The following is a 22,892-nucleotide window of genomic DNA, read 5'->3' as shown; positions in this document are numbered from 1 at the left end:
CGATAGATGTTGTGTAACGAAACCCGCCAGCACTGGCGGCGAAGTCGTTACAGCGCTATCGGAGGACGGATCTCGGACGTGGCCGGATACGCAATTGCGAGCGTCGCAGCGGTCTGGGGTACGAGTGCAGTCGCCGCCGTCTTCGGAGCACCAACAAACGCAGGCGTAACCGCAGTCAGGTGGCCGCAGCAGTGCGCGGCGTGCATTAGCGCATCGAGCAGATCACCGCCCTGAGGACTGCCGTCGCGGGAAGATTCGTCTGCCAGCGTGTGCTGGTCAGCATTGTGAAGATGATCTGCGGTACCGCGCGCCGCCTCGTGAACGTCACCCACCGCAGCCAGCACCGGATTGGCAATCACAGCTATCAGCAACCCCGCGAGCGCGGGGAGCCGAAGCAGGCGACCAAGTTGGCGGACTATGCGGTTCATGATGGCCAAGAGCGTATAAGGCCAGTCTAGCGTTAGACAATTTCAAACTAGCGACGAGGCTGGCTAGCTCCAGAAACGTTCAGCTTCGCATGTAAGAGATTGCAAATAGGCTTTTCCAGTATTCCAGCGTTATCACCACAAGCGGTATACAGATGAGTTCAAGGTCGAGGCGGTCCGCCAAGTGACCGATCGTGGGTCCAAAGTGGCAGAAGTCGGCGAGCGCCTGGGTGTCGCCACGCACAGCCTGTATGCCTGGCTGCGCAAGTTCGGCAAGCCCGGCGTCGTGCAGCGCGCCGAGGTGGACCAGAGCGCCGAGGTTCGGCGTCTGAAGGCCGAGTTGCGCCGAGTGACCGAGGAGCGCGACATTCTAAAAAAGGCCGCCGCGTACTTTGCCAAGGGGTAAAGGCAAAGTACGCCTTCATGCAAACCCATCGCGGGAAATTTAGGCTGTGCGCGATGTGCCGGGTGTTGCGGGTGAACCGGGCCGGTTACTACGTTTGGCTAAAGTCGCCCAAGAGTGAGCGCGCCAAGGAAGACGAACGCCTGCTGGGATTAATCAAGCACCAATGGCTGGCCAGTGGCAGTGTTCATGGGCATCGCAAGATCACCAAGGATCTACGGGATCTGGCCGAGCGTTGCAGTCGACATCGCGTGCATCGGCTGATGCGCTCGGAAGGATTGCGAGCGCAGGTGGGCTATGCTCGCAAACCCCGCTTCCACGGCGGGGCCGAATGCACAGCGGCGGCCAGCCTGCTTGATCGGCAGTTCGAGGTAACCGCGCCGGACACGGTGTGGGCAAGCGATTTCACGTTCATCCGCACGCATGAAGGCTGGATGTACCTGGCCGTTGTGCTCGACCTGTTTTCCAGACAAGTCATCGGCTGGGCGATGCGTGATCGGGCCGACACCGAGTTGGTCGTGCAGGCCCTGCTGTTGGCGGTGTGGCGGCGCAAACCCAGATCGGGTTGCCTGATTCACTCAGACCAAGGATCGGTCTACACCAGCGATGATTGGCAGAATTTCCTGGCATCCCATGGCTTGGTGTGCAGCATGAGTCGGCGCGGCAACTGTCACGACAATGCCCCGGTGGAGAGCTTCTTCGGCCTGCTCAAACGCGAGCGGATCAGGCGGCGGATCTATCCTACCAAGGACGCCGCACGCGCCGAGGCGTTCGACTACATCGAGATGTTTTACAACCCAAAACGCCGCCATGGTTCAACGGGCAACCTATCCCCTGTAGAGTTTGAACGGCGCTACGCGCAACGAGGGTCTCGAGTGTCTACGGAACCCTGGGCGTATCAGGGCTTTGAGCGTGAAAATTGCATGATTAAAACGTCGGTCGTGGACCAGCATTGAACTGGCCGATCAGGGGCAACAAAAGGCACGCAGGACACACGATGCAAAGAAGAGCAATACGCGTCCCAAGCGCCTGCGCGGTTGATTGTGCTGACTTGGGTGGGTGATCGTTACAACGTAGCGACTCCGTTTGATTTGAGGCGTTGCATACAATCGCGATAGAGTTAGGATCCAACTCGGGCTGCGCCCTCGTCTCGACGAAGTCCGCTTTACTTGGCTGCATCCACTAGCGCCTTTTTCTCACGCCCTATCTTCGATGGCCTATCACCATATCCCCGTCTTTGCTTTTTCGATTGCCATCGATGCGGTCGTCGAGGACCTCAGAAAGCGGGGCTTCGTGGTGCTGGTGACAACACGGGTGGATGCAAAACGCATCGCGGCCGCAGCGACACGCCAGCTGGATATCAATGCCGATGATGATCGTGAAGATCGCCGTTTCCTTCACCATCTTTCATTTCAGGGGGATGACGGCGGATGGGACGACTGCCTTTGGTACACGGCCACTTCGATTTATAGGCTGGAGCAGACCGAAGAACTGACAGTCAGGTCCGTTCGAGAGTGGAGCACTGCCGGGAAACCGAGCTATCACATAGCCCAATGGCGAACGTAGCCGGCTGTGAGAATCGTGGTGCTTTGTTGAATCGAATAGTGGGGCCTGCGCTGACCTCTGGCAGTTTAGCTTGCCGAAGCGCTTGGCGGGACCGCAAGTGGTCTGTCCCCCTTGGACCAGCCACCCCATCTCGTCTGGCCCCAGTCCTAGACCCCTCGTGACACTCGCGCCTCAAACATGTGGCGAACGGGTGCAAATCCCTGTATCTCAGGAAAACGAAGGAGTGCGTTACCTGATCCCTCCGCGACTGGGTTGTAGCCAGCTTCACGAAATTTGGCCTGCCGAGTCAGTTGGGCATGTCCTTACGTGATCAGGCCGGCAACGGACCGGTTGTCGAACCTCGCTTTTTTCAGCATGGTGTTCAATTGAAGCCAAATTTATCTTCGTCGTACATCTGACGACGGAAAAGTCGACGCTTTAGGAGGTAAAAGAAGCAAGTCCTGCAATCATCAAACTCAATAAATTCAGAAACTTATCGTTATTCAAGATTTCGGCGGTGTACACGAGCGGTGGCTAGGCAATCATGGCCTAAGCCTGGCCGTCGCCTAGGAAAAATGCGGCTACCTCTTCAGAAACCTGTTTTCGCACGTGCAGCTGATTTATCCGGCCGCTGCTTCAGGGCAATTTTCAAATCCCCCCAACCTACCTTACAGGTCTCCCATGGCACCTCTAGGCTAGCCGCAAGCTAGGCCAATCTTGCGCACTTTGACCGATTCGAGCTCAGTTCCCCGTTCCAAGCTCGCTCGAGCAAGTGAACGAAATTTGTAGGTTCCATACAATGTTGCTGCGTGTACTGCTTTGCCAGGCCCTCGCACGCGTATCTGGATCTGTCGCCAGGGCTGGATTTCGAAACGCGGATCTTCGCCAAGCCGAATGCGGCGGCCCTGCTGCGCGCCGAGATCGCACGCCCGTCCTACCAGTGCTCGCCGATCGCGCTGGGGATCAATACCGACGCCTATCAGCCCGCCGAGCGGCGCCTGCACATTTCCCGGCAATGCCTGGAAGTGCTTGCGCAGGCCCGCCACCCGGTCAGCTTCGTGACCAAGGCGGCGTTGATCGAACGCGACATCGATGTGCTGGCCGAGATGGCGCAGCACAACCTGGTGTCGGTGTATTTCTCGGTCACCACGCTCGACAATCGCCTTGCGGCGAAGATGGAGCCGCGCGCCGCCGCGCCGCATGCACGACTGCGCGCGATGCAGGCACTGCACGCTGCCGGCGTACCGGTGGGCGTGCTGGTCGCTCCGGTCATCCCGATGATCAACGACAAGGAACTGGAGCGCATTCTGGACGCGGCCGCAGCCCACGGCGCACGTTCGGCCGGCTACGTGTTGCTGCGCCTGCCGCACGAACTCACCCAGTTATGGCGCGAGTGGCTTGAGCTGCACTATCCCGATCGTGCCAGGCATGTCATGAGCCTGATCCAGCAGATGCGCGGCGGCAAGGACTACGACAGCCGCTTCGGCAAGCGCATGGTTGGCGAGGGCCCGTTTGCAGAACTGATTGCGCAGCGTTTTTCCATCGCGTATCGGCGGCTTGGATTCGGTCGGCTGCCCAGGCTCGATACCACGCAGTTCCGTCCACCCAAACCGGACACGCCGCAGCTGGACTTGTTTTGATCCTGCCGGATCTGTCTGCACCACCCGCAGCGGCCTCGACCACCGACGCGCATGCAACGCGCCCGGCAGCAGCACCTAACCATGGCGCCAGCGCCGGCCACGCGCTGCAGCACGTCCGGCAGATGGCTACAGCGTGATGCCGTGGAAGGGTTGCAGCACGATCTGCGCAATGGCCGAACGTCCAACCTCGAAGGCTTGCTGATACGCCGCATCGGCAATCATCTGCTTGAAGGCGGATCGATCCGGATACCGCACCAGCGTGACCGCATCCCACGGATGTGCCTGGCCCGCGGTCAGTACCGGCAGGCCGTCGCCGCTGAAGACAATCTGCGCGCCGAACCGGGCCAGGATCGGCTCGGCCAGCCGCAGGTACTGGTGATAGCGCTGCCGTCCGCCATCGGGCTGGAAGCGAATCAGGTTCAACATGACGATCGCCGAGGTGTCCTCGTTGTCCAGGAATGCAGCGAGCGCATCGGGTGAAAACGCAACCATGTCAGTCTCCTTGGTCTGGCTTCCGCGCAAGGGAAGCGGCCAACACGCTAGCGTTGCGCCGTGTCAGAAACTGTCAGTAACGAACGCCAGTCGCGGTCCTGTTGTCGCCATTGCTTCACCAACGCCTGGCGCGACTGCGGGTAACGCGTTTCCAGCAGTGCCTGTACCTGCAACCGATCGACACGAAAATGCCGGAACGCGCAGCGGCGCTCGCACCAGGCTGCCAAGACGCGCACGTCGTCGAAATACACCAGGGCGATCGGCCAGACGATGCGCTCGGACGGCGTGTCGTGCGCATCGACATAGTCGATCGCCAGTTTGCATTGCCGCCGAATGGCGTCGCGCAACATGGCGGTCTGCGGATGATCGACCGACTCGGATGTGGAAGCGGCGGTGAGAATCGCCGACGGCGCGATGTCCGTGCCGGCGCCATCGCCGTGCTTTCTGGCAGACAGGATCTTCGCCAGGGCGCTTTCACCATTTCTGGCCAAGGCAGGATCGGCCCGTTTTTTGACCCAATCCAGGCCAAGCATGACCGCATCCAGTTCCTCCTGCGAAAACGCCAGCGATGGCAGGAAGAAGCCCGGCTTCAGGCAATAGCCAACGCCGGCTTGGCCCTCCAACGGCGCACCGAGCGCGCGCAAGGTGTCGATATCCCGGTAGACGCTTCGCTGCGATACACCCAACTCGCACGCCAGCGCAGCTGCCGACACCGGCAATCGATGTGCGCGCAGCAGGCCGAGCAGTTCAAACAGGCGAGTTGTCCTGGACATCCATCAGCCTTCGCGCGGCAGCCTTGCATTCCGGCGCTCATCCTAGCGTGTCGGCACGGCCGGCTTGCGCTGTCACCGCAGCGCAGCGCGCTTTATCGCTCTTCGATGTAGCGTGAGCTATCGAAGGCCAGTGGGTGCCAGGCAGGTGCGACGGGCAGGGGCAAGGTGCCGACGTCAACAGCGCAGGGGCTGCCGTTCCTGCCTGGTGGGCGCAGGATGTGCAAGGCGCTAGTCGCGGCAATGGGGGCAGTGGGCCGTCGCCGCGTCGGGCACATGGGCCGCCTGCGATCATCGCAACGCCGCGTGCGCCCCGTAGAATCCGCGCATGCCCGCACTTGCACAGGGCGCGTGGGAGTGGCTGGCCACCATTCCCCACCTCGAAGCGCTCCTCCTGGCCGCCTATGTGCTGTACCTGCTGTGGATCGCCGGCTGGATCGTGCTGCAGAAGCGCGAACCGGTGGCCACGCTGAGCTGGGTGTTGTCGCTGGCGGCACTGCCGTACCTGGGGCTGCTGATCTACTACTGGCTGGGCCCGCAGAAGGTCAAGCGGCAGCGGCTGCGGCGCGGGCGCTCGCGCTCGGGCATGGAGAGCTACAGCAGCGTCTGTCCGCCGGATGCCGATTGCACCGAGCTGGCCAAGATCGCCCAGTCCACCACCGGGCTGGCGCCCAGCAGCGCCACCGAAGTGCACTGGTTGGTGGATGGTGCTGCCACGTACGCCGCCATCATCCAAGCGATCCGGAGCGCACGCGACCATATCCATCTGGAGTACTACATCTTCCAGCCCGACCACAGCGGCACTGCGATTTGCGATGCGCTGATGGAACGTGCCCGTGCCGGGGTCAAGGTGCGGCTGCTGCTGGATGCGATCGGCTCCTCGGCAATGACCCGACGCGCCTTGCGCACGCTGCGCGAAGCCGGGGTGGAAACCGCCTGGTTCCATCCCTCGCAATTGCTCAAGCCGTTCAAGCGGCCGTGGTTGAACCTGCGCACCCACCGCAAGGTGATCGTCATCGATGGCCGCATCGGCTTCACCGGCGGCATCAACGTCACCGACGACGAAAACGAGCAGGTACGCAAGCAGGCGTATCGCGATCTGCACGTGCGCCTACAAGGCCATGTGGTGCGCAGTCTGCAGCTGGTGTTCCTGGAGGACTGGCTTTATGCCACCGGCCAGGGCCGCGCGGCCTTCCACGGCCAGCAGCTATGGCCGGACGATATGCCCACCCGCGCGCAGGACACGGTGGATGCGCAGGTGCTGGTGTCCGGCCCGGATTCGTCGTGGGAAGCGATCCACCGCCTGATGGTCGCCGCCATCCATGAAGCCAAGCATCGCGTGTGGCTGGTCACTCCTTACTTCGTGCCCGGCGAAGCGGCGCGCATGGCGCTGACCTCGGCCGCGCTCGGCGGGCTGGACGTGCGCCTGCTGGTGCCGCGCGTGAGCGATTCGCGCCTGGTCACCTACGCGGCGCGCTCGTATTTCGACGAGTTGCTGGAAGCCGGTGTCCGCATCTACGAGTACGGCCCGCGCATGCTGCACACCAAGGCGCTGCTGGCCGACGACGATGTCTGCATCGTCGGCAGCGCCAATTTCGACAGCCGCAGCTTCCGGCTGAATTTCGAGTTGTCGATGCTGTTCCGCGACCAGGCAGTGGCGGCAGAGATGGCCGGGCTGATCGGCACCGATCTGCAGCAGGCGCAGGAGGTGCAATTCGCGCGGCACCGGCCGTTATGGCGCTCGCGCCTGCCGGAAGCCTTCGCCAGGCTGCTGTCGCCGCTGCTCTGACCAACGGCGCGGTGCCCACGTGGAACCGCGCCGGGTGCGGCGCTACACTGCCGCCACTCAACGGGGAGCTCGTCATGCACTGGCTGTTTCTGCTTATGGCACTGGGTGCGCTGGTGCTGGCTTTCAGCACGCCGCACGTGTGGTTGCTGGTGGTTTCGCTGCTGGTGGCGTTGTTGCTGCTGCTGTTGTGGACGCGCGGCTGGTTCGCCTCGCGCATGGGCGACACCCAGCGCGATACCAGCAGCATGATCGACCCGGCCGAGCTGCGCCGCCTGCGCGAGCTGGCAGAAGCACGCAAGTCGGCCGCCCTGGCCGCCGCACGCGACAGCGAGCCGCAGGCCTGATCAGCGCATGACCACCCAGCTCAGCGTCAACGTCAACAAGATCGCCGTTCTGCGCAACTCGCGCGGCGGCGCCGACCCGGACGTGGTGCAGGCCGCACGCGCCTGCATTGCCGCAGGCGCGCACGGCATCACCGTGCATCCGCGCCCGGATCAGCGGCATATCCGCGCCGACGACGTGCTGGCGCTCGGTGCGCTCACGCGCGCGCAAGCGGTGGAATTCAATATCGAAGGCAATCCGTTCGCGCCACCGCGCGCAGGCTACCCGGGGTTGCTGGAATTGTGCCGTGCCACGCGCCCGCAGCAGATCACCCTGGTGCCGGACGGCGACGGGCAGCTGACCTCCGATCACGGCTTCGATTTTGCGCAGGACATCACGCAGCTGGCCGAGCTGATCACAACGTTCAAGCGGCTGGGCAGCCGGGTCAGCCTGTTCGTCGATGCGGGTAACCCGGACATCGCCCGCGCAGCCACGCTCGGTGCAGACCGTATCGAGTTGTACACCGGCCCCTATGCCCACGCGCACGCCAACGGCCAAGCCGATACCGCATTGGCGCTGTTCGCCAACGCCGCCCAGCGTGCCAATGCCGCAGGCCTGGGCATCAATGCCGGGCACGATTTGTCGCAAGCCAACCTGGGCGATTTTCTCGCCGCTGTGCCGGGCGTGCTGGAAGTGTCGATCGGCCACGCCTTGATCAGCGAAGCCCTGTATCAGGGACTGGATGCAAGCGTGCGCGCGTACGTGGACATTCTGCGTAGCGGTCACGTTAGCGCTTGAGTTCATGCGGTAACGTCGGCATCGGTGATCGATGCCTGGGTTGGCGACAACGACCATCGCGTAAGTGGATGCTGCGCAGGAACGTCACGACGAGCACTTGGGTCGCGATGGTCAATTGCTGCCGGTGAGGAACACCCTTGATGAACTCCCATGCCTATCGCGTCCGAAGACGCGATAGGCGCCTGGGCAACCGCATCGCGCGATGTTGCATGCAGTGCACGTGGCCAAGCGCAGTACGCGCCTGCAGGAACACTACTGCACGAAGGCGATGCGCTGCACTTGCGCGTTCTTTGCAGCCGCCAGCACGCTGGCCATCACGGCATACTCGGCGTCCGCACTGGCGGCGATGCGCAGTTCCGGTTGATTTCCTGCAGTTGCCTGCATCTGCTCGATCAACCTGGACTGAAGTTGCTGCAACGTCACCGGGCTGGCGTTCCAGAACAACTGTCCGTCGGCATCCAGCCGCACTGCGATCGGTGCAGGCGGCTCGAGGGGCACGCGCGGTTGGTGGGTGGCTTGCGGCAGATCCACCGCGATTGTCCGCGTCACCATCGGTGCGGTGACGATAAAGATGATCAACAACACCAACATGACATCCACCAGCGGGGTGACATTGATGTCCGCCAACGGTCCCCGATTCCCTGTCGTACTGAAAGCCATGACTGCCTCCGGTTCTGTGATCGTGGGTGCTGCACGACCGAGCATACGCTCGCTGCGGCAATAGGGAAGAGGCTGGAGCGGCCACCACAAGTGCGGACACCTCCGCTGGTGGTGGCGTGTGTCTGTAAGAAGAGTTCGAATTGCCCGTCTTTGGTCGAACAGATACACAGTGGTCTCCCGCAATTCACCAGCCGACAAGACGGGCGCCCGCAGCTTGCGCATTCCGGCATGCGGCACCCATCGATGTCCGCGTAGAAAATCCATGCATGCGGAAAGGGACAGATGGCAATGCGAGGTCTTGGGCCACAGCGACTTGCGATGAAGATCCACCGTGCCCAACCAGCATTCGCTCATCGGCTTGTATGTGTGTCGAAGGCAGATTGCGTTGGCTTCGTTTGCTGCGATCGCAAACAGGTCACTGGTAATTTGCCGTCGCTGGCAGATCGTACGGGCTCGGCATTACCTCGGGACACGTGGGGCAAGAGTCATCGCCTGCTTTGATATGGCAGCGGCATCGGACTGATGTGCGATGGGCCCGGCGCGCGCGATAGGCCGCACGCCCACAACGGCTTCTTCTTCATCCTCGCCATCCATCCCATGGCTGCCGCCGATATCGCAGCCCGATCGCCAGATGACACGCATAAAAAACGCCACCGTTTCCGGTGGCGTTGCAGTCGCGTCATGACTGTTGTGTAGCGGTCTTGCAGATACGTTTACTGCTGCATGAAGCCGATTTTCTTCATCTGCGAGTTCTTCGCAGCGGCCAGCACCTTGGCCATCACCTCGTACTCCGCATCCGGATTTGCATCGATGCGCAGTTCCGGCTGATTGGTCGGATCGGCCTGCACCACTTCTTCCATCTTCTGTTGCAACACGTCGACCGGAGTCGGGCTGTTGTTCCAGAACACCTGGTTGCTGGCGTCGATACGCAACTCGATCGGCGGCGGCGGTTCGGTTGTCTGCGGTGGCGGGTTGAGCACCCGCTGCGGCAGATCCACGGCGATCGGGTAGGTCATGATCGGCGCGGTCACGATGAAGATGATCAGCAGCACCAGCATCACGTCCACGAGGGGCGTGACGTTGATGTCGGCCATCGGCCCACGGCTTCCACCAGTACTAAATGCCATGGCTTACTGCCCCTTCACTTTGGTTGCAACGAAACCGACGTCCAGCATGCCCTGACCCTGCGCGATCTTGGTGATCTCGTTGATCGTACGCATCTTGGTCGTGCGGTCGCCACGCAGGTTGAGCGGCGGCTGCGGGGTCTGCTGTGCAGCGGTGGACAGGCGCGACTCCAGGGCTTCCTTGGAGATCGGCTCGTCGTTCCAGTACAGCGACCCATCTTCCTTGACGGCCAGAGTGATCGGCGCGGCGCGTTTCTCCGCATCTTCCTTCTGGATCAAGTTGGCCTCTGGCAGCTCCACCTTGACCTTATGGGACATCAGCGGTGCCGTAATGATGAAGATGATCAGCAGCACCAGCATGACGTCCACCAGGGGCGTCACGTTGATGTCGGCCATCGGGCCACCGCTGTTTCCACTACTGAAGGCCATAACGGGCTCCGTCTAAATCGTTGCGAAGGCGTTCTTGACGACCGGATTAGCGAACGCGCGAACCGGTGGCGAAGAAGTCGTGCAGGTCGTGAGCGAAGGTGTCGAACTTGGCGATCACCGAGCTGTTGACCTTGGAGAAGAAGTTGAACGCGAACACGGCCGGGATAGCGACGAACAAGCCGATCGCGGTCATGATCAGCGCTTCACCCACCGGGCCGGCAACGGCGTCGATGGAGGCCGAACCGGTTGCACCGATCTTGATCAGCGCGCCGTAGATGCCCCACACGGTACCGAGCAGACCGACGAACGGCGCGGTCGCACCGACGGTGGCCAGCAGGGTCATGCCCGACTGCAGCTTGGTGCTTTCGCGGGTCACGGCCTGACGCAGGGCGCGGTCGACGAACTCCGAACGGCTCAGGCTCTCGCCCAGGCCACCGGTGCTGCCTTCGGCACGCTGGTGGTGCGCAGCCGCCTGGGCAGCGTCCAGCGCGATCTTCGAGAACGGCTCGGAAGCCGGCTGCTCTTCCATGGCGCGGATGGCGTCCTGTGCATTCGGGGCATCCCAGAACGCGGTGGTGACGCGGTCAGCCGCGCTCTTCAGGCGGGTGGCGCGGAAGATGTTGATGACGGTCCAGTACCAGGAGGCAGCGGACATGGCGATCAGGGTGATCAACACGACCCAGGACACGGCGAAGTCGCCGGGGCTGGAAGTCATTTCGGTGATCAAGTGCTCGAAGCCCATCTGCGACAGAGCGGCCGACGGATTGGAGCCCCCTGCAGCGGCGGCGATAAAGAATTCCTGCAGCATGACGCTTACCTTTGTTGTGTGTGGTGATGAAGGGTGGAGCGAAAGGAAGACAGGATCCTGGGCCGACCGTGGCCGGCCCGTGGGATCAGTTCAGAGCAAAGTTGACCGGGACGCGGACGCGTCCGGCGGCTTTCTGCCCGTTGACGGTGGAGGCGTTGAACTTCCACTTGCGTGCTGCGTCCATCGCGGCACGGTCAAGGTCGCGGTTGCGGCTGGACTTCTCGACCGACACGTTGGTCACGTTGCCGCTGGCATCCACATCCACGATCAGGATGACCTCACCTTGGACACCGGCACGGAATGCAGCCGGCGGGTACTTCGGCGGGTTCATGTTCTTGGACGAGATATCGACGCTGGCGCCAATGTCGCTCGGCGGAGCCGGCGGGCTCGGCGGGCTCGGCGGCGTGACGATATCGCTCGGACGCGGTTCGGGAACGTCGACCACCGGAGCTTCCGGCGGCGGCGGAACCGGTGACGGCTTCGGCGGCGACAGATTCTTGACCGGCGGCGGCGGCTTGTCTTCCGGCGGCGGCGGCGGCGGCGGCGGCGGCGGCGGAGGAGGCGGTGCATCCACCAAGGTGACCATGGTGGTGCGCTCCTTCTCTGCCGGAGCCTTCGGCGCCACTGCAGGGATCAGCAACATCATCAGTGCAGTGAGGTGCAAAGCAATTACAAAAGCAATGCCGATAATGCGGGCCCAGCTCAGACCCTGGTTCCCGGCATCGTAGTCATGCCTGTGGATAACGAGTTGTTCCGTCATGCGCCAATGGCTCTTTCAGTGGGGGCCCGGATCACTGTGATGATCCCCAGGTTTTCGGACGGCTTTGACACCGCAGGAACTCCCAAGCTTATACCAATCCCGAGTCCTGTAACCACTAAAAACACAGGGATTTCGGGGGTTTATTTTCTTTTTTTACTTCAGGTTGATGATCTTCTTGGCGTCTTCGGGTTTTTTAACACCCTTGGCGATCGCCTGCTGTGCGGCCTGCTTGGCCTCCGGGATGCGACCTTCCGAATGCAGCACCTTGGCCAGATTCAAATAGGTCTCGCCATCCTTGGAAAGCGGTGCGGCCTTCTGCCAGTTTTCGATCGCCTTCGGTACATCGTCGCTGTAGTAATACGACTGGGCCAGGGCAAGGTATGTCTGATAATCCGGCTTGAGGATGCCTTTTTGCATACCCTCATTGATGACGGCGATGACGTCCTTTTCTTTGTTCTCGGTGTTGGCGTAGATGGAATACAGCTGCTTGTATTCCTTCTCTTCGGTCAACTGACCGGAGGCACGCAGCTTGTCCATCACCCCTGCGGCCTTGTCCATCTGGTCGGCCTGCATGTACATGTTGGCCAGGTTGAGCTGAGCCTTCTTGTCGTTGGGCGTCTTGGCGGCCAGCGCCTCGGCGGCAGCAACGGCTTCGCCGGTCTGGCCAGCTTCGGCGTAGGACGCCATCAGCAGCTGGTTCCAGCTGTCCTTGGGCTCGGGCGAGGCGGCGATGGCCTGCTTCAGCACCGGGATCGCTTCCTTGTAGCGCTCGGTCTGGTACAGCGCCTGGCCCTTGAGGATCAGATCTTCCGGACGCTGCGACTTGCTCTCTTCCAGATACTTGTCCAGCGTGGCCAGACCCTCGGCCTGCTGGTCGTCCTGCATCTGCAACTGCGCCAGCATCAGCATCGACTGGAACTGGCCGTTGTTGTCCAGCGCGTTCAGGCCGATGGCCTGCTGCAGGTACTTCTTGGCACCGGCGGTGTCGTCCAGATTGTAGGCAGCCTGCGCGGCCAGCTGCGCGGCCAGCGCCTTGTCGGCGTCGTTGGCAGCGCTGTTGGCCAGGATCTCATCGGTCTGGGTGCGCACGCCTGGGTAGTCTTCGCCCTTGTTGAAGGTTTCGATCAGCTTCTGCAGCTTGCTGCTCAACTTCGAGGACGGCTTGATCGTCGGTGCCTGGCGGGTCGACTGCGGGTACAGCTCCTCGGCCTTACCGCTCTTGGACTTGCGGCTGGCACGCTCGGAGGAACGGTCCGACTGCGCGACCGCATCGGTGACGACAGCCCCACCCAGCGACGCGGCAATGAACAGGGACAACAGGGCTTGCTTGCGGTTGAGCAGTTTCATGTTTCACCTCGGACGATCCGCCGTCGGGCGGTACGAAAAGCGGAATGGGCGCTGTACGAAAAATCTGAGCCGGCAAACTTAGCAGAAAGTCTCAGTTCCCGAAAACGGTTTCCATGTTGTGTTGCGGCAATCAGAAGCGGGAACGGATGTCTTAGCGTCGCTAACAGACCGTGACCAGTGTGGCAGCGCCCGTGCCACCAGGATAGGCAGCCACGCGTTGCATGGAACCGGTGTTCGTACGGGTTAGCGGTGGCCGTACGGATGTCGTTAGCAGCTCTAGCCACAACGCGGTATGCGCCCGCTTTGCTTGGCCTGCTGGTACACCGGTTCGAGCTGGGCGACGTCGGCCTGCAGCTCGCGGATGCGGTTGGCAGGGTCGGGGTGGGTCGACAGCCATTGCGGTTGGCGATTGCCGCTGGCGGCCATCATGTTCTGCCACAGCGTCACCGCCTGCGCCGGATCGAACCCGGCCTGGGCCATCAGACGTTGGCCGACCACATCGGCTTCGCTTTCCTGGGTACGCGAGCCGGGCAGCAGGAACACTGTCTGGGCGGTCATACCGCCAACCTGATTGACTGCGCTGGCCGCCCCATCGCCATAGGCGGCGCCGGCGAGTGCGCCGATGATGCCCAGGCCCGTCTGCGCGCCGAGCTGACGGGTGATGCGCTCTTCGTGATGGCGCGAAATCACATGGCCGATCTCATGTCCGAGCACGGCGGCGAGCTGATCCTGCGTCTTGGCGACGGTGAAGATGCCGGTGTTGACACCGACCTTGCCGCCAGGCAGGGCGAAGGCATTGGCTTCGTTATCCACGAACAGCGCGGTTTCCCACTTGGTTTGGCGCCATTGCGGCGGCAACTGCGCTACCAGTGCGTTGACCACGCACTGCACGTAGGCGTTCTGCTTGCCGTCGGTGCTGACTTTTTCCTTGGCCTTGGTCTGCGCAAAGGATTGCGCGCCCAACTGGTCCAATTGCTGTTGCGATACGCCGCCCACCACCTGTCGGCGGCCGGTGGGCGAAGTTGTGGTGGCGCACGCCGTCAGTGCAAGCACGGCAACAACGATCAACAGCCTAGCTTTCATTCGATCCCCCTAGAACCATGGGGGCATTCTGGCAGGCTCGTCTTAACTTTTCGTCAAACGGTTCCGTGCAGCCGATCGCGCATGCCAGGACGGAGCGATCGGTCGTCCAGAGCGTGCGGATCCATTCGTTGCCCAGGCGCCGCCCCGCTGCGGCTGGAGTCTCGTAGTTGACCGCTTTGGGCTCAGCCGAGCCCGAAAAAGTACAGCGCTGCCAGGGCCGTGGCGTTGTTGATGCCATGGGCGGCAATGGGCGCCCACAACGTGCCGGTGCGCCAGTACAGCCATGCGAACGCGGCCCCCATGCTGCCGTACACCAGCCACAGCTGCGCGATCGCGGCCGGGCCGTTACCGCTGATGCCGGGTACTTCGTGCACCAGCGCGAACGTCGCCCCGCTCAGCACGATGCCCAGCCACGGGCGGCCGGCAGCGAGCAGGCGCCCGAACAGCACGCGACGGAACAGCAGTTCTTCGTAAGCCGGTGCGATGACCACCGCAAACACCGTCAGTGCCAGCGGCCATTGCTGGAGCGCTTCTTCCATCAATGGCAGGTTGGTGGGCACCGGCTTGATGCCCAGCGCCGAGGCCGCCACGCTGACCAGGTTGCTGAGCAGGAACACGGCAGCGGCGATCAGCGCGGTCCAGCCCCAGGTGGAGGCGCGGCGTGCGGCAGCCCGTGAAGCGGTCCGTTCGGCAGCGGTGGCGCGGCGACGCCAGTAGTACAGCAGCAGCGCTGGCGTGGCCGTGCTGACCAGCGCGGTGAGCAGTTGCACCATCACGCCGGGTTGGCCGATGGCGGCCATGACCTCGGTGGGCGAGGGGGTCAGGCCCTGCGCCTTGGCTGCCTGTACATGGCCGAAGCCACGCACCGCGCCCCACAACGCAAAGCCGGCAATGTTGAGGGTCAACAGCAGGCCGGCGGCGATGAGTACGTCGACCCAGAAACCCACGAGCACGGGCAGGAGCGGCGGGGTGCCGACAACCATGCGTGGCGCCGGGGGCGGTGGAAGATCGGTGCGCATCGTCGTCCTGCGAACACCGCACCGGCCGCCACGCCGCGGTTGCGACGTGCTGGCCGGTGCTGGTGAATCAGATATCCAGGTTGGACACCTTCAGCGCGTTGTCCTCGATGAAGTCGCGGCGCGGTTCGACCACATCGCCCATCAAGGTGCTGAAGATCTGGTCGGCGGCCACCGCGTCCTCGATGCGCACCTGCAACAGACGACGCGTGTCGGGGTTGACCGTGGTTTCCCACAGCTGCTCGGCATTCATTTCGCCCAGGCCCTTGAAGCGCTGTACCTGGCGGCCCTTCTTGGCCTCGTCCAGCAACCAGGCGTGGGCCTGCGCGAAGCTGGTGATCGGGTGGCTCTTGTTGCCGCGCACGATCTGGGCGCCTTCGCGCACCAGGTCGTGCAAGGCCAGCGAGACCTCACGCAGCGGACGTAGCTCGCCGCTTTCGAACGCAGCCATCGGCAGCACCTGGGTGAACTCTTCGCCCATGTGGCGGCGGATGGCCATCAGGGTGGCAGGTGCGTTGTCGCTGCCCGGGTCGAAGCGCAACTGATAGCGTGCGGTACCCAGGGTGCCGCGGTTGAGCACTGCCTGGAGTGCATCCAGGGTCGGGTGCTGGTCGCCTTCGGCCTGCAGCTTTTCCACATCCAATGGCGGCAGGTCGATCAGCGCGGTGAGCAGAGCCGGGTCGTAGCGGTGGGCGTTGCGCGCGATCGCCTCGTTGGCGCTGGTGAACAGCATCAACAATTTTTCCAGCGCTTCGCCGGTGATCGGCGGCTCGTCGGTGGCCGGAATCAGCGCGGCACCTTCGACCGCATTGCTGGCCAGGTAGGCGTTGAGGGCCGCGTCGTCCTTCAGATACAGCTCGCTCTTGCCCTGCTTGAGCTTGTACAGCGGCGGCAGGCCGATGTAGATGTAGCCGCGCTCGATCAACTCAGGCATCTGCCGGTAGAAGAATGTCAGCAGCAGGGTACGGATGTGCGAGCCGTCGACGTCGGCGTCGGTCATCAGGATGATGCGGTGGTAGCGCAGCTTGTCCGGGTTGTACTCGTCGCGGCCGATGCCGGTGCCCAGCGCGGTGATCAGCGTGCCGACCTGGTCGGAGGCCAGCATGCGGTCGAAGCGGGCACGTTCCACATTGAGGATCTTGCCGCGCAGCGGCAGTACCGCTTGGTTCTTGCGGTTGCGACCCTGCTTGGCCGAGCCACCTGCCGAGTCACCCTCGACGATGAACAGTTCCGACAGGGCCGGATCCTTTTCCTGGCAGTCGGCCAGCTTGCCCGGCAGGCCGGCGATGTCCAGCGCACCCTTGCGGCGGGTCAGGTCGCGCGCCTTGCGCGCGGCTTCGCGTGCGCGCGCGGCATCGACGATCTTGCCGGTGATGGCCTTGGCTTCGTTCGGGTTCTCCTGCAGGAACTCCTGCAGGCGCGCGCCGAAGGCGTTCTCCACGGCCGGGCGCACGTCAGAGCTGACCAACTTTTCCTTGGTCTGCGAAGAGAAGCTGGGGTCGGGCACCTTGACCGAAAGCACCGCGATCATGCCTTCGCGCATGTCGTCGCCGGTGAGCGCGACCTTGGCCTGCTTGGCGATGCCGTTCTGTTCGATGTAGGTGCTGAGCACACGCGTCAGCGCCGCACGGAAACCGGCCAAGTGGGTGCCGCCGTCCTTCTGCGGAATATTGTTGGTGAAGCAATACATGGTTTCCTGGTAGGCGTCGGTCCACTGCAGGGCCACGTCCACCATGATGCCGTTGTGCTCGCCGGTCACCGAGATCACATTCGGGTGCAGTGGCGACTTCAGCTGCGCCAGATGCTCCACGAAGCTGCGGATGCCGCCTTCGTAATGGAAATCGTCGCGACGGCCTTCGCCCCGCTCGTCGATCAAGGTGATCTTGACGCCGGAATTCAGGAAGGACAGCTCACGCAGGCGCCGCGCCAGGATGTCGTAATGGAACTCGACGTCGCTGAAGATGGCCACGGACGGCTTGAAGCGCAGCGTGGTGCCGCGCTTGGTCGAGGCTTCCAGCTGCTTGAGCGGGTATTGCGGCTCGCCCAGCGCGTATTCCTGCTGGTAGTGGAAACCGTCGCGCCAGATATCCAGCCACAAGTGCTCGGACAACGCGTTGACCACCGAAACGCCCACGCCGTGCAGGCCACCGGACACCTTGTAGCTGTTGTCGTCGAACTTGCCGCCGGCGTGCAGTACGGTGAGGATCACCTCGGCCGCCGAGACGCCTTCTTCCTTGTGGATGTCGACCGGCACGCCGCGCCCGTTGTCGGAGACCGCCACCGAGCCATCGGCCAGGATCTTCACCACGATGTCGTCGGCATGCCCGGCGAGGGCTTCGTCCACCGAGTTGTCGACCACCTCAAACACCATGTGATGCAGACCGGTGCCGTCATGGACATCGCCGATATACATGCCGGGGCGCTTGCGGACGGCTTCCAGGCCACGCAACACGGTGATCTTGCTGGAGTCGTAGGTGCCGTTGGGTGTTGGCGGGGTGTTTTGTTCGTCGGTCATGCGCGTGCCGTTGGCTCCACAACACGGGCGAAGGCGGCGATAGCCGCTCCGCGCCGTGAGAAAAGGGGGATAGCGGACGAATTATACCAGCCGGCCCGTGCCGGCCGTTGTGGCTTAGTCGGGCACTGCCTGTGGCGCAATCTGGCCGTGTTCCACGTGGAACTGCTGCAAGATCGTGCCAGCATCTGCAAGGCCAGGCGGGGTTTCCGTTGCGGTGATGAGCACCTGCGCCGGGGCGGACGCCAGCCGCTGCAGCACGCGCCCCTGATGGTGCCGGTCCAGCTCCGAGCCCAGATCATCCAGGGCGATGACCGGCCATTCGCCGCGTTCGAAGGCGAAGTCTTCGGCCTGTGCGAGCAGGCAGGCAAGGGCGGTGAGCTTGGCCTGTCCCCGGGAAAGCGCGTCCCTGCCCGGAAGTGCCTGAAAGCTGGGCATCCAATCTGCGCGGTGCGGGCCTTGCGAGGTGTAACCGTTCTGACGGTCGCGCTCGCGAGCGAGCAAGAGAGCATCCGCCAGCGAAAGCTCGTGGCGCTTCCAGCCTGGAGCGAAGGCCAGCGCCGTCAGCCCCAGCGCCGGCGCGATCGCGTCTGCCACTGGAACCAGCCGTTCCTGCAGGCGTTCCAGGTAGCGCGTACGCCGGGAGGTCAAGCTTTCGCCGGACTCGGCGAGTTCGTGGTCCCACGCGTCGAGCATGCGCGTCTGCGCGCCCTGTTTCAGCAACGCATTGCGTTGCTTGAGCGCCCGGGCGTAGCGGCGCCACAGGGTTAGAAAATCGGGTTCCACGTGGAACAGACCCCAATCCAGGAAGCGACGGCGGGGTTCGCCCCCGCCACTGATCAACACGTGGCTGCCTGGCTCGAACGTCACCACCGCAAGCGCAGCGCAAAGAGAGCCCAGCTGCGCCACGTCCTCACCGTCCAGACGTCCCGTCCACTCCTGTCCGCTATGACGCAGGCCAGCTCGACGCGTCCGTTCGCCCGCCGCGCTGTCGCCTTCTTTCCACTCCACAAAGACTTCGAGGTCGTCGGCGCCTTGCTGGATCAGGCCGTCACGAACGCGCCCGCGGAAGCTGCGGCCGTAGGCCATCAGATGCAGCGCTTCCAGCACACTGGTCTTGCCCGCACCGTTGTCGCCAGTCAGCAGATTCAGGGCACTGGACGGATGAAGCTCGACGGTTTGAAACCGGCGAAGCCGATGAATGGACAACCGCACTACATGCATCGATCGGTGTGCTCTGGGCTGTAATCCGGCATGCCGGTCGGGTCGAAGGATACGGGATCGGCATGAAACCTGTGCAGACAGAGCCGCGCGGAAGGGCTGCACAGGCAGGGATAACATGTGGATAAAAACAGGCTCCATGGAAACAATCTTGCTTATCCACAGCTTGTGAGCCACAAATCGGGACGATAAGCACAGGGTTTCGCCCTATCAATCTCTTTTCAAAACAGCAACTTAACCTATTTTCCCGCGAAATCTGCGTCTACCATCACCACAAAGCTCTTAAGTTATTTATAGATTTAAAAGCAAAGTGCGATGTGCATAAGTCAAAAACGCGGAAAGCTGAACACGTTAACTTCATCCGGATGAGATGCGCGACGTAGACGCTGGCGGCCAGACTCGGTCCTCAACACATCTCGGATAAGCCGGCATCCTCAAACAAAAGTTCTCTTTAGAGACGACATTCCTTTTCTAGACTTGCTCTCGCATATCTACAGTTTAGCCGGTAGGGAGATCGAAAGCCGGGCAAAGAAACCGGATTGGATCGGGCTGGGTCGAGACTGGTTGGGACTGACTAAAGTCGCTAGGTGCTTAGCCCGCGCGTGTGTGTGAGGAAAGTTGCGAACTCGTGATGCCGGGCATGCGTGCCTGGTGCCCCTTCCTCCAAGTGCCGGGCGTGTACTCGTGGTGGGGAGTTGGGTCTTGCTTATGACCAGCTCGACGCTGTCGCCAACCGGCACCCTAGAATTCTGTAATGCGATGTGTCTTGGTCTCAAGGTTGGTTCCGATGTCCGGCGAACACAAGAACACTGAGCGGGAGCGCGGAGCGCGTTTGGTCGATCAAACGCAGTGAACGCATAGCACCCACGATTGCATCGGGGAGCACATCGCCTCAGAACACTAGCCATAGCAATGGCGCAGGCTGCGATGGACTTGGTGGCGACAGCCAGACCTGCCTGAGATAAACACAGCAAGCCTTTGCACAGCGCAAACAAAAAGCCCGGCATCCGCCGGGCTTCCCGTGTTCCACGTGGAACGGAGCGTCAGAGACGCAACGGCATCACCACATGACGCGACTTTTCGCTGCTGGCCTCACGCACCAATGCGGATGAGTTGGCGTCACGCAGCTGGATCACCACGTGCTCATCGCGCAACGCCGAAAGCGCGTCGAGCAAATAGTTGACGTTGAAGCCAATGGCCAGATCGTCGACCTTGGTATCGGCCTCGATCTCTTCCTGCGCCTCTTCCTGCTCGGGGTTATGCGCGCTGATCTTCAACTGACCCGGCGACACTTCCACGCGGACACCGCGATACTTTTCGTTGGACAGAATGGCCGCACGCTGCAGCGACGCGCGCAGCGCTTCACGATCCACCTTGACCTCGCGATCGGCGCCAATCGGAATCACTGCCTCGTAGTCCGGGAACCGCCCGTCGATGAGCTTCGACGTGAAGGTCACATCGCCGCGCTTGACGCGGATATGGCTGCGGCCCACTTCCAGCTCGACCTCGCGATCGGCACCTTCCAGCAGGCGCTGCAGCTCGGTCACGCCCTTGCGCGGCACGATGATCTGGCGCTTGGCGCCACCGGCCTTCTCCAATTCCATCTCGCACAGCGCCAGACGATGTCCGTCAGTGGCCACGCAGCGCAGCAAGCCGTCGCGCAGGTCGAACAACAGGCCATTGAGGTAGTAGCGCACGTCCTGCTGGGCCATGGCGAACGCGGTGCGCTCGATCAGCTCCTTGAGCCCGGCTTCGGGCACCACAACGCGCTCGGTCGCCTCGACTTCGTCCACGGACGGGAAGTCGTTGGAGGGCAACGTCGCCAAGGTGAAACGGCTCCGCCCGGCCTGCACGGTGACCTTGTCGCCGGTCTGCGAAATGGTCACGCGGCTGCCGTCGGGCAGGGCGCGCAGGATGTCGAACAGCTTGCGCGCCGGAATCGTGGTTTCGCCGTCCTGCGCGTCCTCCACCAGCGTGCGCGAGATCATTTCCACTTCCAGGTCGGTGCCGGTCAACGACACCTGTCCATCCTTGACCTGTACCAGCAAGTTGGCCAGGACGGGGAGGGTTTGACGGCGTTCGACCACATTGACCACTTGTGCCAATGGTTTGAGGAAGGCTTCGCGCTGCAGTGTAAAACGCATGTGGTTCCGTGCCCCTATGCTTTAAAAGATATGGAATAAATCAAAAGCTTGGTGGTGATGGTAGGGCCGTTTTCAGCGGATAACCACCATAACTGTTTGTTTCCAAAGACATTTCAGCATCTGAAACGCGTTGGACTAGTGCGCCTGAGCTGGTCGGAAAACCTGTGGATAGTTTCCGCGCCGGACTGCGGCACAACGTTATCCACAGATTCTCCCGCATTTGACCCCAACGTTTCCACGCTTTTTTCCAGCCTGGCGCCGATGGCAGCCGATGGCCTACTCGCTGAGCTTGCGAATCAGCTTTTCCCAGTCCTCTCGGAGCTTGCCGTCGGCCTCCATCAGCGTGCGGATCTGTCGGCAGGCATGCAGCACCGTGGTGTGGTCGCGGCCGGCGAAGGCGTCTCCGATCTCCGGCAGGCTGTGCTCGGTGAGCTCCTTGGCCAGCGCCATCGCCACCTGGCGCGGGCGCGCCAACGAGCGGGTGCGCCGCTTGGACAGCAAATCCTTCATCTGCAAGCCGTAGTAGTCGGCCACGGTCTTCTGGATGTTGGGGATGCCGATCGCCTGTTGCTGGGCGCGCAGCAGGTCACGCAGCGTCTCCTGGGCAAATTCCACCGTGATCGCGCGGCCGGTGAAGTTGGCACGCGCCACCAGGGTGTTGAGCGCCCCTTCCAGGTCGCGCACGTTGGAGCGCATCTTCTTGGCGATCAGGAAGGCCACATCGTCGGGAATCTCGGCGCCGCGCTCGCGCGCCTTGGCCAGCACGATCGCCGCGCGGGTCTCGAAGTCCGGGGGGTCGATCGCCACCGACAGGCCCCAGGCCAGGCGCGACTTCAGCCGCGGCTCCAGGCCTTCCACTTCGCGCGGATAGCGGTCGCAGGTCAGGATGATCTGCTGGCGGCCATCGAACAGCGCGTTGAAGGTGTGGAAGAACTCTTCCTGCGTGCGGTCCTTGCCGGCGAAGAACTGGATGTCGTCGATCAGCAGCGCATCGATCTGCTGGAACTGGCGCTTGAACTGGTCCATCGCCTTGTCCTGCAGCGCCCGGATCATCGCGCTGAAGAACTGTTCCGAACGCAGGTACATCACCTTGGCGGCCGGGTTGGCCTGGCGCAGCGCATTGCCGGCCGCGAACATCAGGTGGGTCTTGCCCAGGCCGGTGCTGCCGTACAGCAGCAACGGGTTGTGCGCGCGGTCGCCGGGTTTCTGCGCCGCCTGGATCGCCGCCGCCAGACCCAGCTGGTTGCTGCGGCCTTCGACGAAGTTGGCGAAGGTGTAATGCGAATCCAGGTTGCCGGCGAACGGCACGATCGGTGCAGCCTGCGGCGCACTCGGCGTCGCCACGGGTGCCGGAGCCGGCTCCGGCGCACGCGGACGCGAACCAACCGCCAGCGCGACTTCGCCATTACCGGCGAAATACGCCAGCAATTCGCGAATGCGCGGCAGGTACCGTTCGCGAACCTGGTCGACGATGAAGGCGTTCGGGGCGTACAGCACGATGCTGTCGCCGCGATCTTCGGCTTGCAGGGGTTTCAACCAGGTATGGACATCTTCGGGCGGGAATTCGGCTTCGAGACGTTCCAGACAGCGGGGCCAAGCATCCAT

At 62.7% G+C, this 22,892-nt stretch carries 19 protein-coding genes and 2 pseudogenes; 6 read left to right on the top strand and 15 right to left on the bottom strand.

Annotated features, from left to right (window positions below; translation table 11 throughout):
- Positions 1-47: 47 nt before the first annotated feature.
- Positions 48-437, bottom strand: a complete 390-nt coding sequence (locus ACCQ03_RS00105) for a hypothetical protein (RefSeq protein ID WP_057678838.1) — start codon at positions 435-437, stop codon at positions 48-50.
- A gap of 172 nt (positions 438-609) precedes the next feature.
- On the opposite strand from ACCQ03_RS00105, the pseudogene ACCQ03_RS00100 reads away from it, so the two are divergent.
- The 3 genes and pseudogenes from ACCQ03_RS00100 to ACCQ03_RS00090 all read left to right on the top strand — a co-directional run.
- Positions 610-1,694 (top strand): annotated as a pseudogene (locus tag ACCQ03_RS00100) (IS3 family transposase); the annotation flags it as partial.
- 346 nt (positions 1,695-2,040) lie between these two features.
- Positions 2,041-2,394, top strand: a complete 354-nt coding sequence (locus ACCQ03_RS00095; RefSeq protein ID WP_057679249.1) for a hypothetical protein — start codon at positions 2,041-2,043, stop codon at positions 2,392-2,394.
- 785 nt (positions 2,395-3,179) lie between these two features.
- Positions 3,180-4,013 (top strand): annotated as a pseudogene (locus ACCQ03_RS00090) (PA0069 family radical SAM protein); the annotation flags it as partial.
- A 126-nt stretch (positions 4,014-4,139) separates the two neighbouring features.
- Here the strand turns inward: ACCQ03_RS00090 and ACCQ03_RS00085 are convergent.
- Positions 4,140-4,505, bottom strand: a complete 366-nt coding sequence (locus tag ACCQ03_RS00085; protein ID WP_017155966.1) for a DUF1330 domain-containing protein — start codon at positions 4,503-4,505, stop codon at positions 4,140-4,142.
- Between the two features lie 47 nt (positions 4,506-4,552).
- Positions 4,553-5,278: a helix-turn-helix transcriptional regulator gene (locus ACCQ03_RS00080; RefSeq protein WP_057679248.1), complete on the bottom strand. Its 726-nt coding sequence runs from the start codon at positions 5,276-5,278 to the stop codon at positions 4,553-4,555.
- A 325-nt stretch (positions 5,279-5,603) separates the two neighbouring features.
- Between ACCQ03_RS00080 and cls the strand changes: the two genes are divergently transcribed.
- From cls to ACCQ03_RS00065, 3 genes are all read left to right on the top strand, one after another.
- Positions 5,604-7,064 (top strand): cardiolipin synthase, encoded by a 1,461-nt coding sequence (cls, locus tag ACCQ03_RS00075; RefSeq protein WP_057679247.1) that lies wholly within the window; start codon positions 5,604-5,606, stop codon positions 7,062-7,064.
- Positions 7,065-7,138: 74 nt separating this feature from the next.
- Entirely contained in the window at positions 7,139-7,408 is a 270-nt protein-coding gene (locus ACCQ03_RS00070) for a hypothetical protein (RefSeq protein WP_017155969.1), read from the top strand.
- A 7-nt stretch (positions 7,409-7,415) separates the two neighbouring features.
- Complete coding sequence (locus tag ACCQ03_RS00065; RefSeq protein WP_057679246.1) at positions 7,416-8,183, top strand: pyridoxine 5'-phosphate synthase; 768 nt, start codon at positions 7,416-7,418, stop codon at positions 8,181-8,183.
- Between the two features lie 252 nt (positions 8,184-8,435).
- Here the strand turns inward: ACCQ03_RS00065 and ACCQ03_RS00060 are convergent, their stop codons facing one another.
- From ACCQ03_RS00060 to dnaA, 12 genes are all read right to left on the bottom strand, one after another.
- The gene (locus ACCQ03_RS00060) at positions 8,436-8,843 is read right to left on the bottom strand and encodes an ExbD/TolR family protein (protein WP_057661799.1); all 408 of its coding nucleotides are present in this window, start codon (positions 8,841-8,843) and stop codon (positions 8,436-8,438) included.
- 713 nt (positions 8,844-9,556) lie between these two features.
- Positions 9,557-9,970, bottom strand: coding sequence for an ExbD/TolR family protein (locus ACCQ03_RS00055; RefSeq protein ID WP_005912449.1), 414 nt, complete (start codon positions 9,968-9,970; stop codon positions 9,557-9,559).
- 3 nt (positions 9,971-9,973) lie between these two features.
- Positions 9,974-10,396, bottom strand: a complete 423-nt coding sequence (locus ACCQ03_RS00050) for an ExbD/TolR family protein (protein WP_005912447.1) — start codon at positions 10,394-10,396, stop codon at positions 9,974-9,976.
- Between the two features lie 46 nt (positions 10,397-10,442).
- Entirely contained in the window at positions 10,443-11,204 is a 762-nt protein-coding gene (gene exbB / locus ACCQ03_RS00045) for a TonB-system energizer ExbB (RefSeq protein ID WP_005912445.1), read from the bottom strand.
- A gap of 85 nt (positions 11,205-11,289) precedes the next feature.
- Positions 11,290-11,964 carry an energy transducer TonB gene (locus tag ACCQ03_RS00040; protein ID WP_046735624.1) on the bottom strand — a complete coding sequence of 225 codons (675 nt, stop codon included), beginning with the start codon at positions 11,962-11,964 and terminating at the stop codon, positions 11,290-11,292.
- A 153-nt stretch (positions 11,965-12,117) separates the two neighbouring features.
- Positions 12,118-13,311 (bottom strand): tetratricopeptide repeat protein, encoded by a 1,194-nt coding sequence (locus ACCQ03_RS00035; RefSeq protein ID WP_209227131.1) that lies wholly within the window; start codon positions 13,309-13,311, stop codon positions 12,118-12,120.
- A 276-nt stretch (positions 13,312-13,587) separates the two neighbouring features.
- Positions 13,588-14,394 (bottom strand): M48 family metallopeptidase, encoded by an 807-nt coding sequence (locus tag ACCQ03_RS00030; protein ID WP_017155976.1) that lies wholly within the window; start codon positions 14,392-14,394, stop codon positions 13,588-13,590.
- A 182-nt stretch (positions 14,395-14,576) separates the two neighbouring features.
- A complete protein-coding gene (locus tag ACCQ03_RS00025; protein ID WP_209227135.1) occupies positions 14,577-15,413 on the bottom strand; it encodes a CPBP family intramembrane glutamic endopeptidase in 837 nt (278 codons plus the stop codon).
- A gap of 67 nt (positions 15,414-15,480) precedes the next feature.
- A complete protein-coding gene (gene gyrB / locus ACCQ03_RS00020) occupies positions 15,481-17,925 on the bottom strand; it encodes a DNA topoisomerase (ATP-hydrolyzing) subunit B (protein ID WP_209227141.1) in 2,445 nt (814 codons plus the stop codon).
- A gap of 114 nt (positions 17,926-18,039) precedes the next feature.
- Positions 18,040-19,146, bottom strand: a complete 1,107-nt coding sequence (gene recF, locus ACCQ03_RS00015) for a DNA replication/repair protein RecF (RefSeq protein ID WP_209227195.1) — start codon at positions 19,144-19,146, stop codon at positions 18,040-18,042.
- A 1,040-nt stretch (positions 19,147-20,186) separates the two neighbouring features.
- Complete coding sequence (gene dnaN / locus ACCQ03_RS00010; RefSeq protein ID WP_005912436.1) at positions 20,187-21,287, bottom strand: DNA polymerase III subunit beta; 1,101 nt, start codon at positions 21,285-21,287, stop codon at positions 20,187-20,189.
- A gap of 276 nt (positions 21,288-21,563) precedes the next feature.
- Positions 21,564-22,892 (bottom strand): chromosomal replication initiator protein DnaA, encoded by a 1,329-nt coding sequence (gene dnaA, locus ACCQ03_RS00005; RefSeq protein WP_017155980.1) that lies wholly within the window; start codon positions 22,890-22,892, stop codon positions 21,564-21,566.

The organism is Xanthomonas sp. NCPPB 3569 (assembly GCF_041475645.2).
Classification (GTDB): domain Bacteria; phylum Pseudomonadota; class Gammaproteobacteria; order Xanthomonadales; family Xanthomonadaceae; genus Xanthomonas; species Xanthomonas phaseoli.
This window is presented reverse-complemented; position numbering and strand designations above follow the sequence as displayed.

Coding starts and splice junctions, on each gene's coding strand:
- cls (WP_057679247.1), top strand. CDS start 5,604: ATGCCCGCACTTGCACAGGGCGCGTGGGAGTGGCTGGCCACCATTCCC.
- ACCQ03_RS00085 (WP_017155966.1), bottom strand. CDS start 4,505: ATGGTTGCGTTTTCACCCGATGCGCTCGCTGCATTCCTGGACAACGAG.
- gyrB (WP_209227141.1), bottom strand. CDS start 17,925: ATGACCGACGAACAAAACACCCCGCCAACACCCAACGGCACCTACGAC.
- ACCQ03_RS00060 (WP_057661799.1), bottom strand. CDS start 8,843: ATGGCTTTCAGTACGACAGGGAATCGGGGACCGTTGGCGGACATCAAT.
- recF (WP_209227195.1), bottom strand. CDS start 19,146: ATGCATGTAGTGCGGTTGTCCATTCATCGGCTTCGCCGGTTTCAAACC.
- exbB (WP_005912445.1), bottom strand. CDS start 11,204: ATGCTGCAGGAATTCTTTATCGCCGCCGCTGCAGGGGGCTCCAATCCG.
- ACCQ03_RS00025 (WP_209227135.1), bottom strand. CDS start 15,413: ATGCGCACCGATCTTCCACCGCCCCCGGCGCCACGCATGGTTGTCGGC.
- ACCQ03_RS00040 (WP_046735624.1), bottom strand. CDS start 11,964: ATGACGGAACAACTCGTTATCCACAGGCATGACTACGATGCCGGGAAC.
- ACCQ03_RS00050 (WP_005912447.1), bottom strand. CDS start 10,396: ATGGCCTTCAGTAGTGGAAACAGCGGTGGCCCGATGGCCGACATCAAC.
- ACCQ03_RS00065 (WP_057679246.1), top strand. CDS start 7,416: ATGACCACCCAGCTCAGCGTCAACGTCAACAAGATCGCCGTTCTGCGC.
- ACCQ03_RS00055 (WP_005912449.1), bottom strand. CDS start 9,970: ATGGCATTTAGTACTGGTGGAAGCCGTGGGCCGATGGCCGACATCAAC.
- ACCQ03_RS00095 (WP_057679249.1), top strand. CDS start 2,041: ATGGCCTATCACCATATCCCCGTCTTTGCTTTTTCGATTGCCATCGAT.
- ACCQ03_RS00030 (WP_017155976.1), bottom strand. CDS start 14,394: ATGAAAGCTAGGCTGTTGATCGTTGTTGCCGTGCTTGCACTGACGGCG.
- dnaA (WP_017155980.1), bottom strand. CDS start 22,892: ATGGATGCTTGGCCCCGCTGTCTGGAACGTCTCGAAGCCGAATTCCCG.
- dnaN (WP_005912436.1), bottom strand. CDS start 21,287: ATGCGTTTTACACTGCAGCGCGAAGCCTTCCTCAAACCATTGGCACAA.
- ACCQ03_RS00070 (WP_017155969.1), top strand. CDS start 7,139: ATGCACTGGCTGTTTCTGCTTATGGCACTGGGTGCGCTGGTGCTGGCT.
- ACCQ03_RS00080 (WP_057679248.1), bottom strand. CDS start 5,278: ATGTCCAGGACAACTCGCCTGTTTGAACTGCTCGGCCTGCTGCGCGCA.
- ACCQ03_RS00035 (WP_209227131.1), bottom strand. CDS start 13,311: ATGAAACTGCTCAACCGCAAGCAAGCCCTGTTGTCCCTGTTCATTGCC.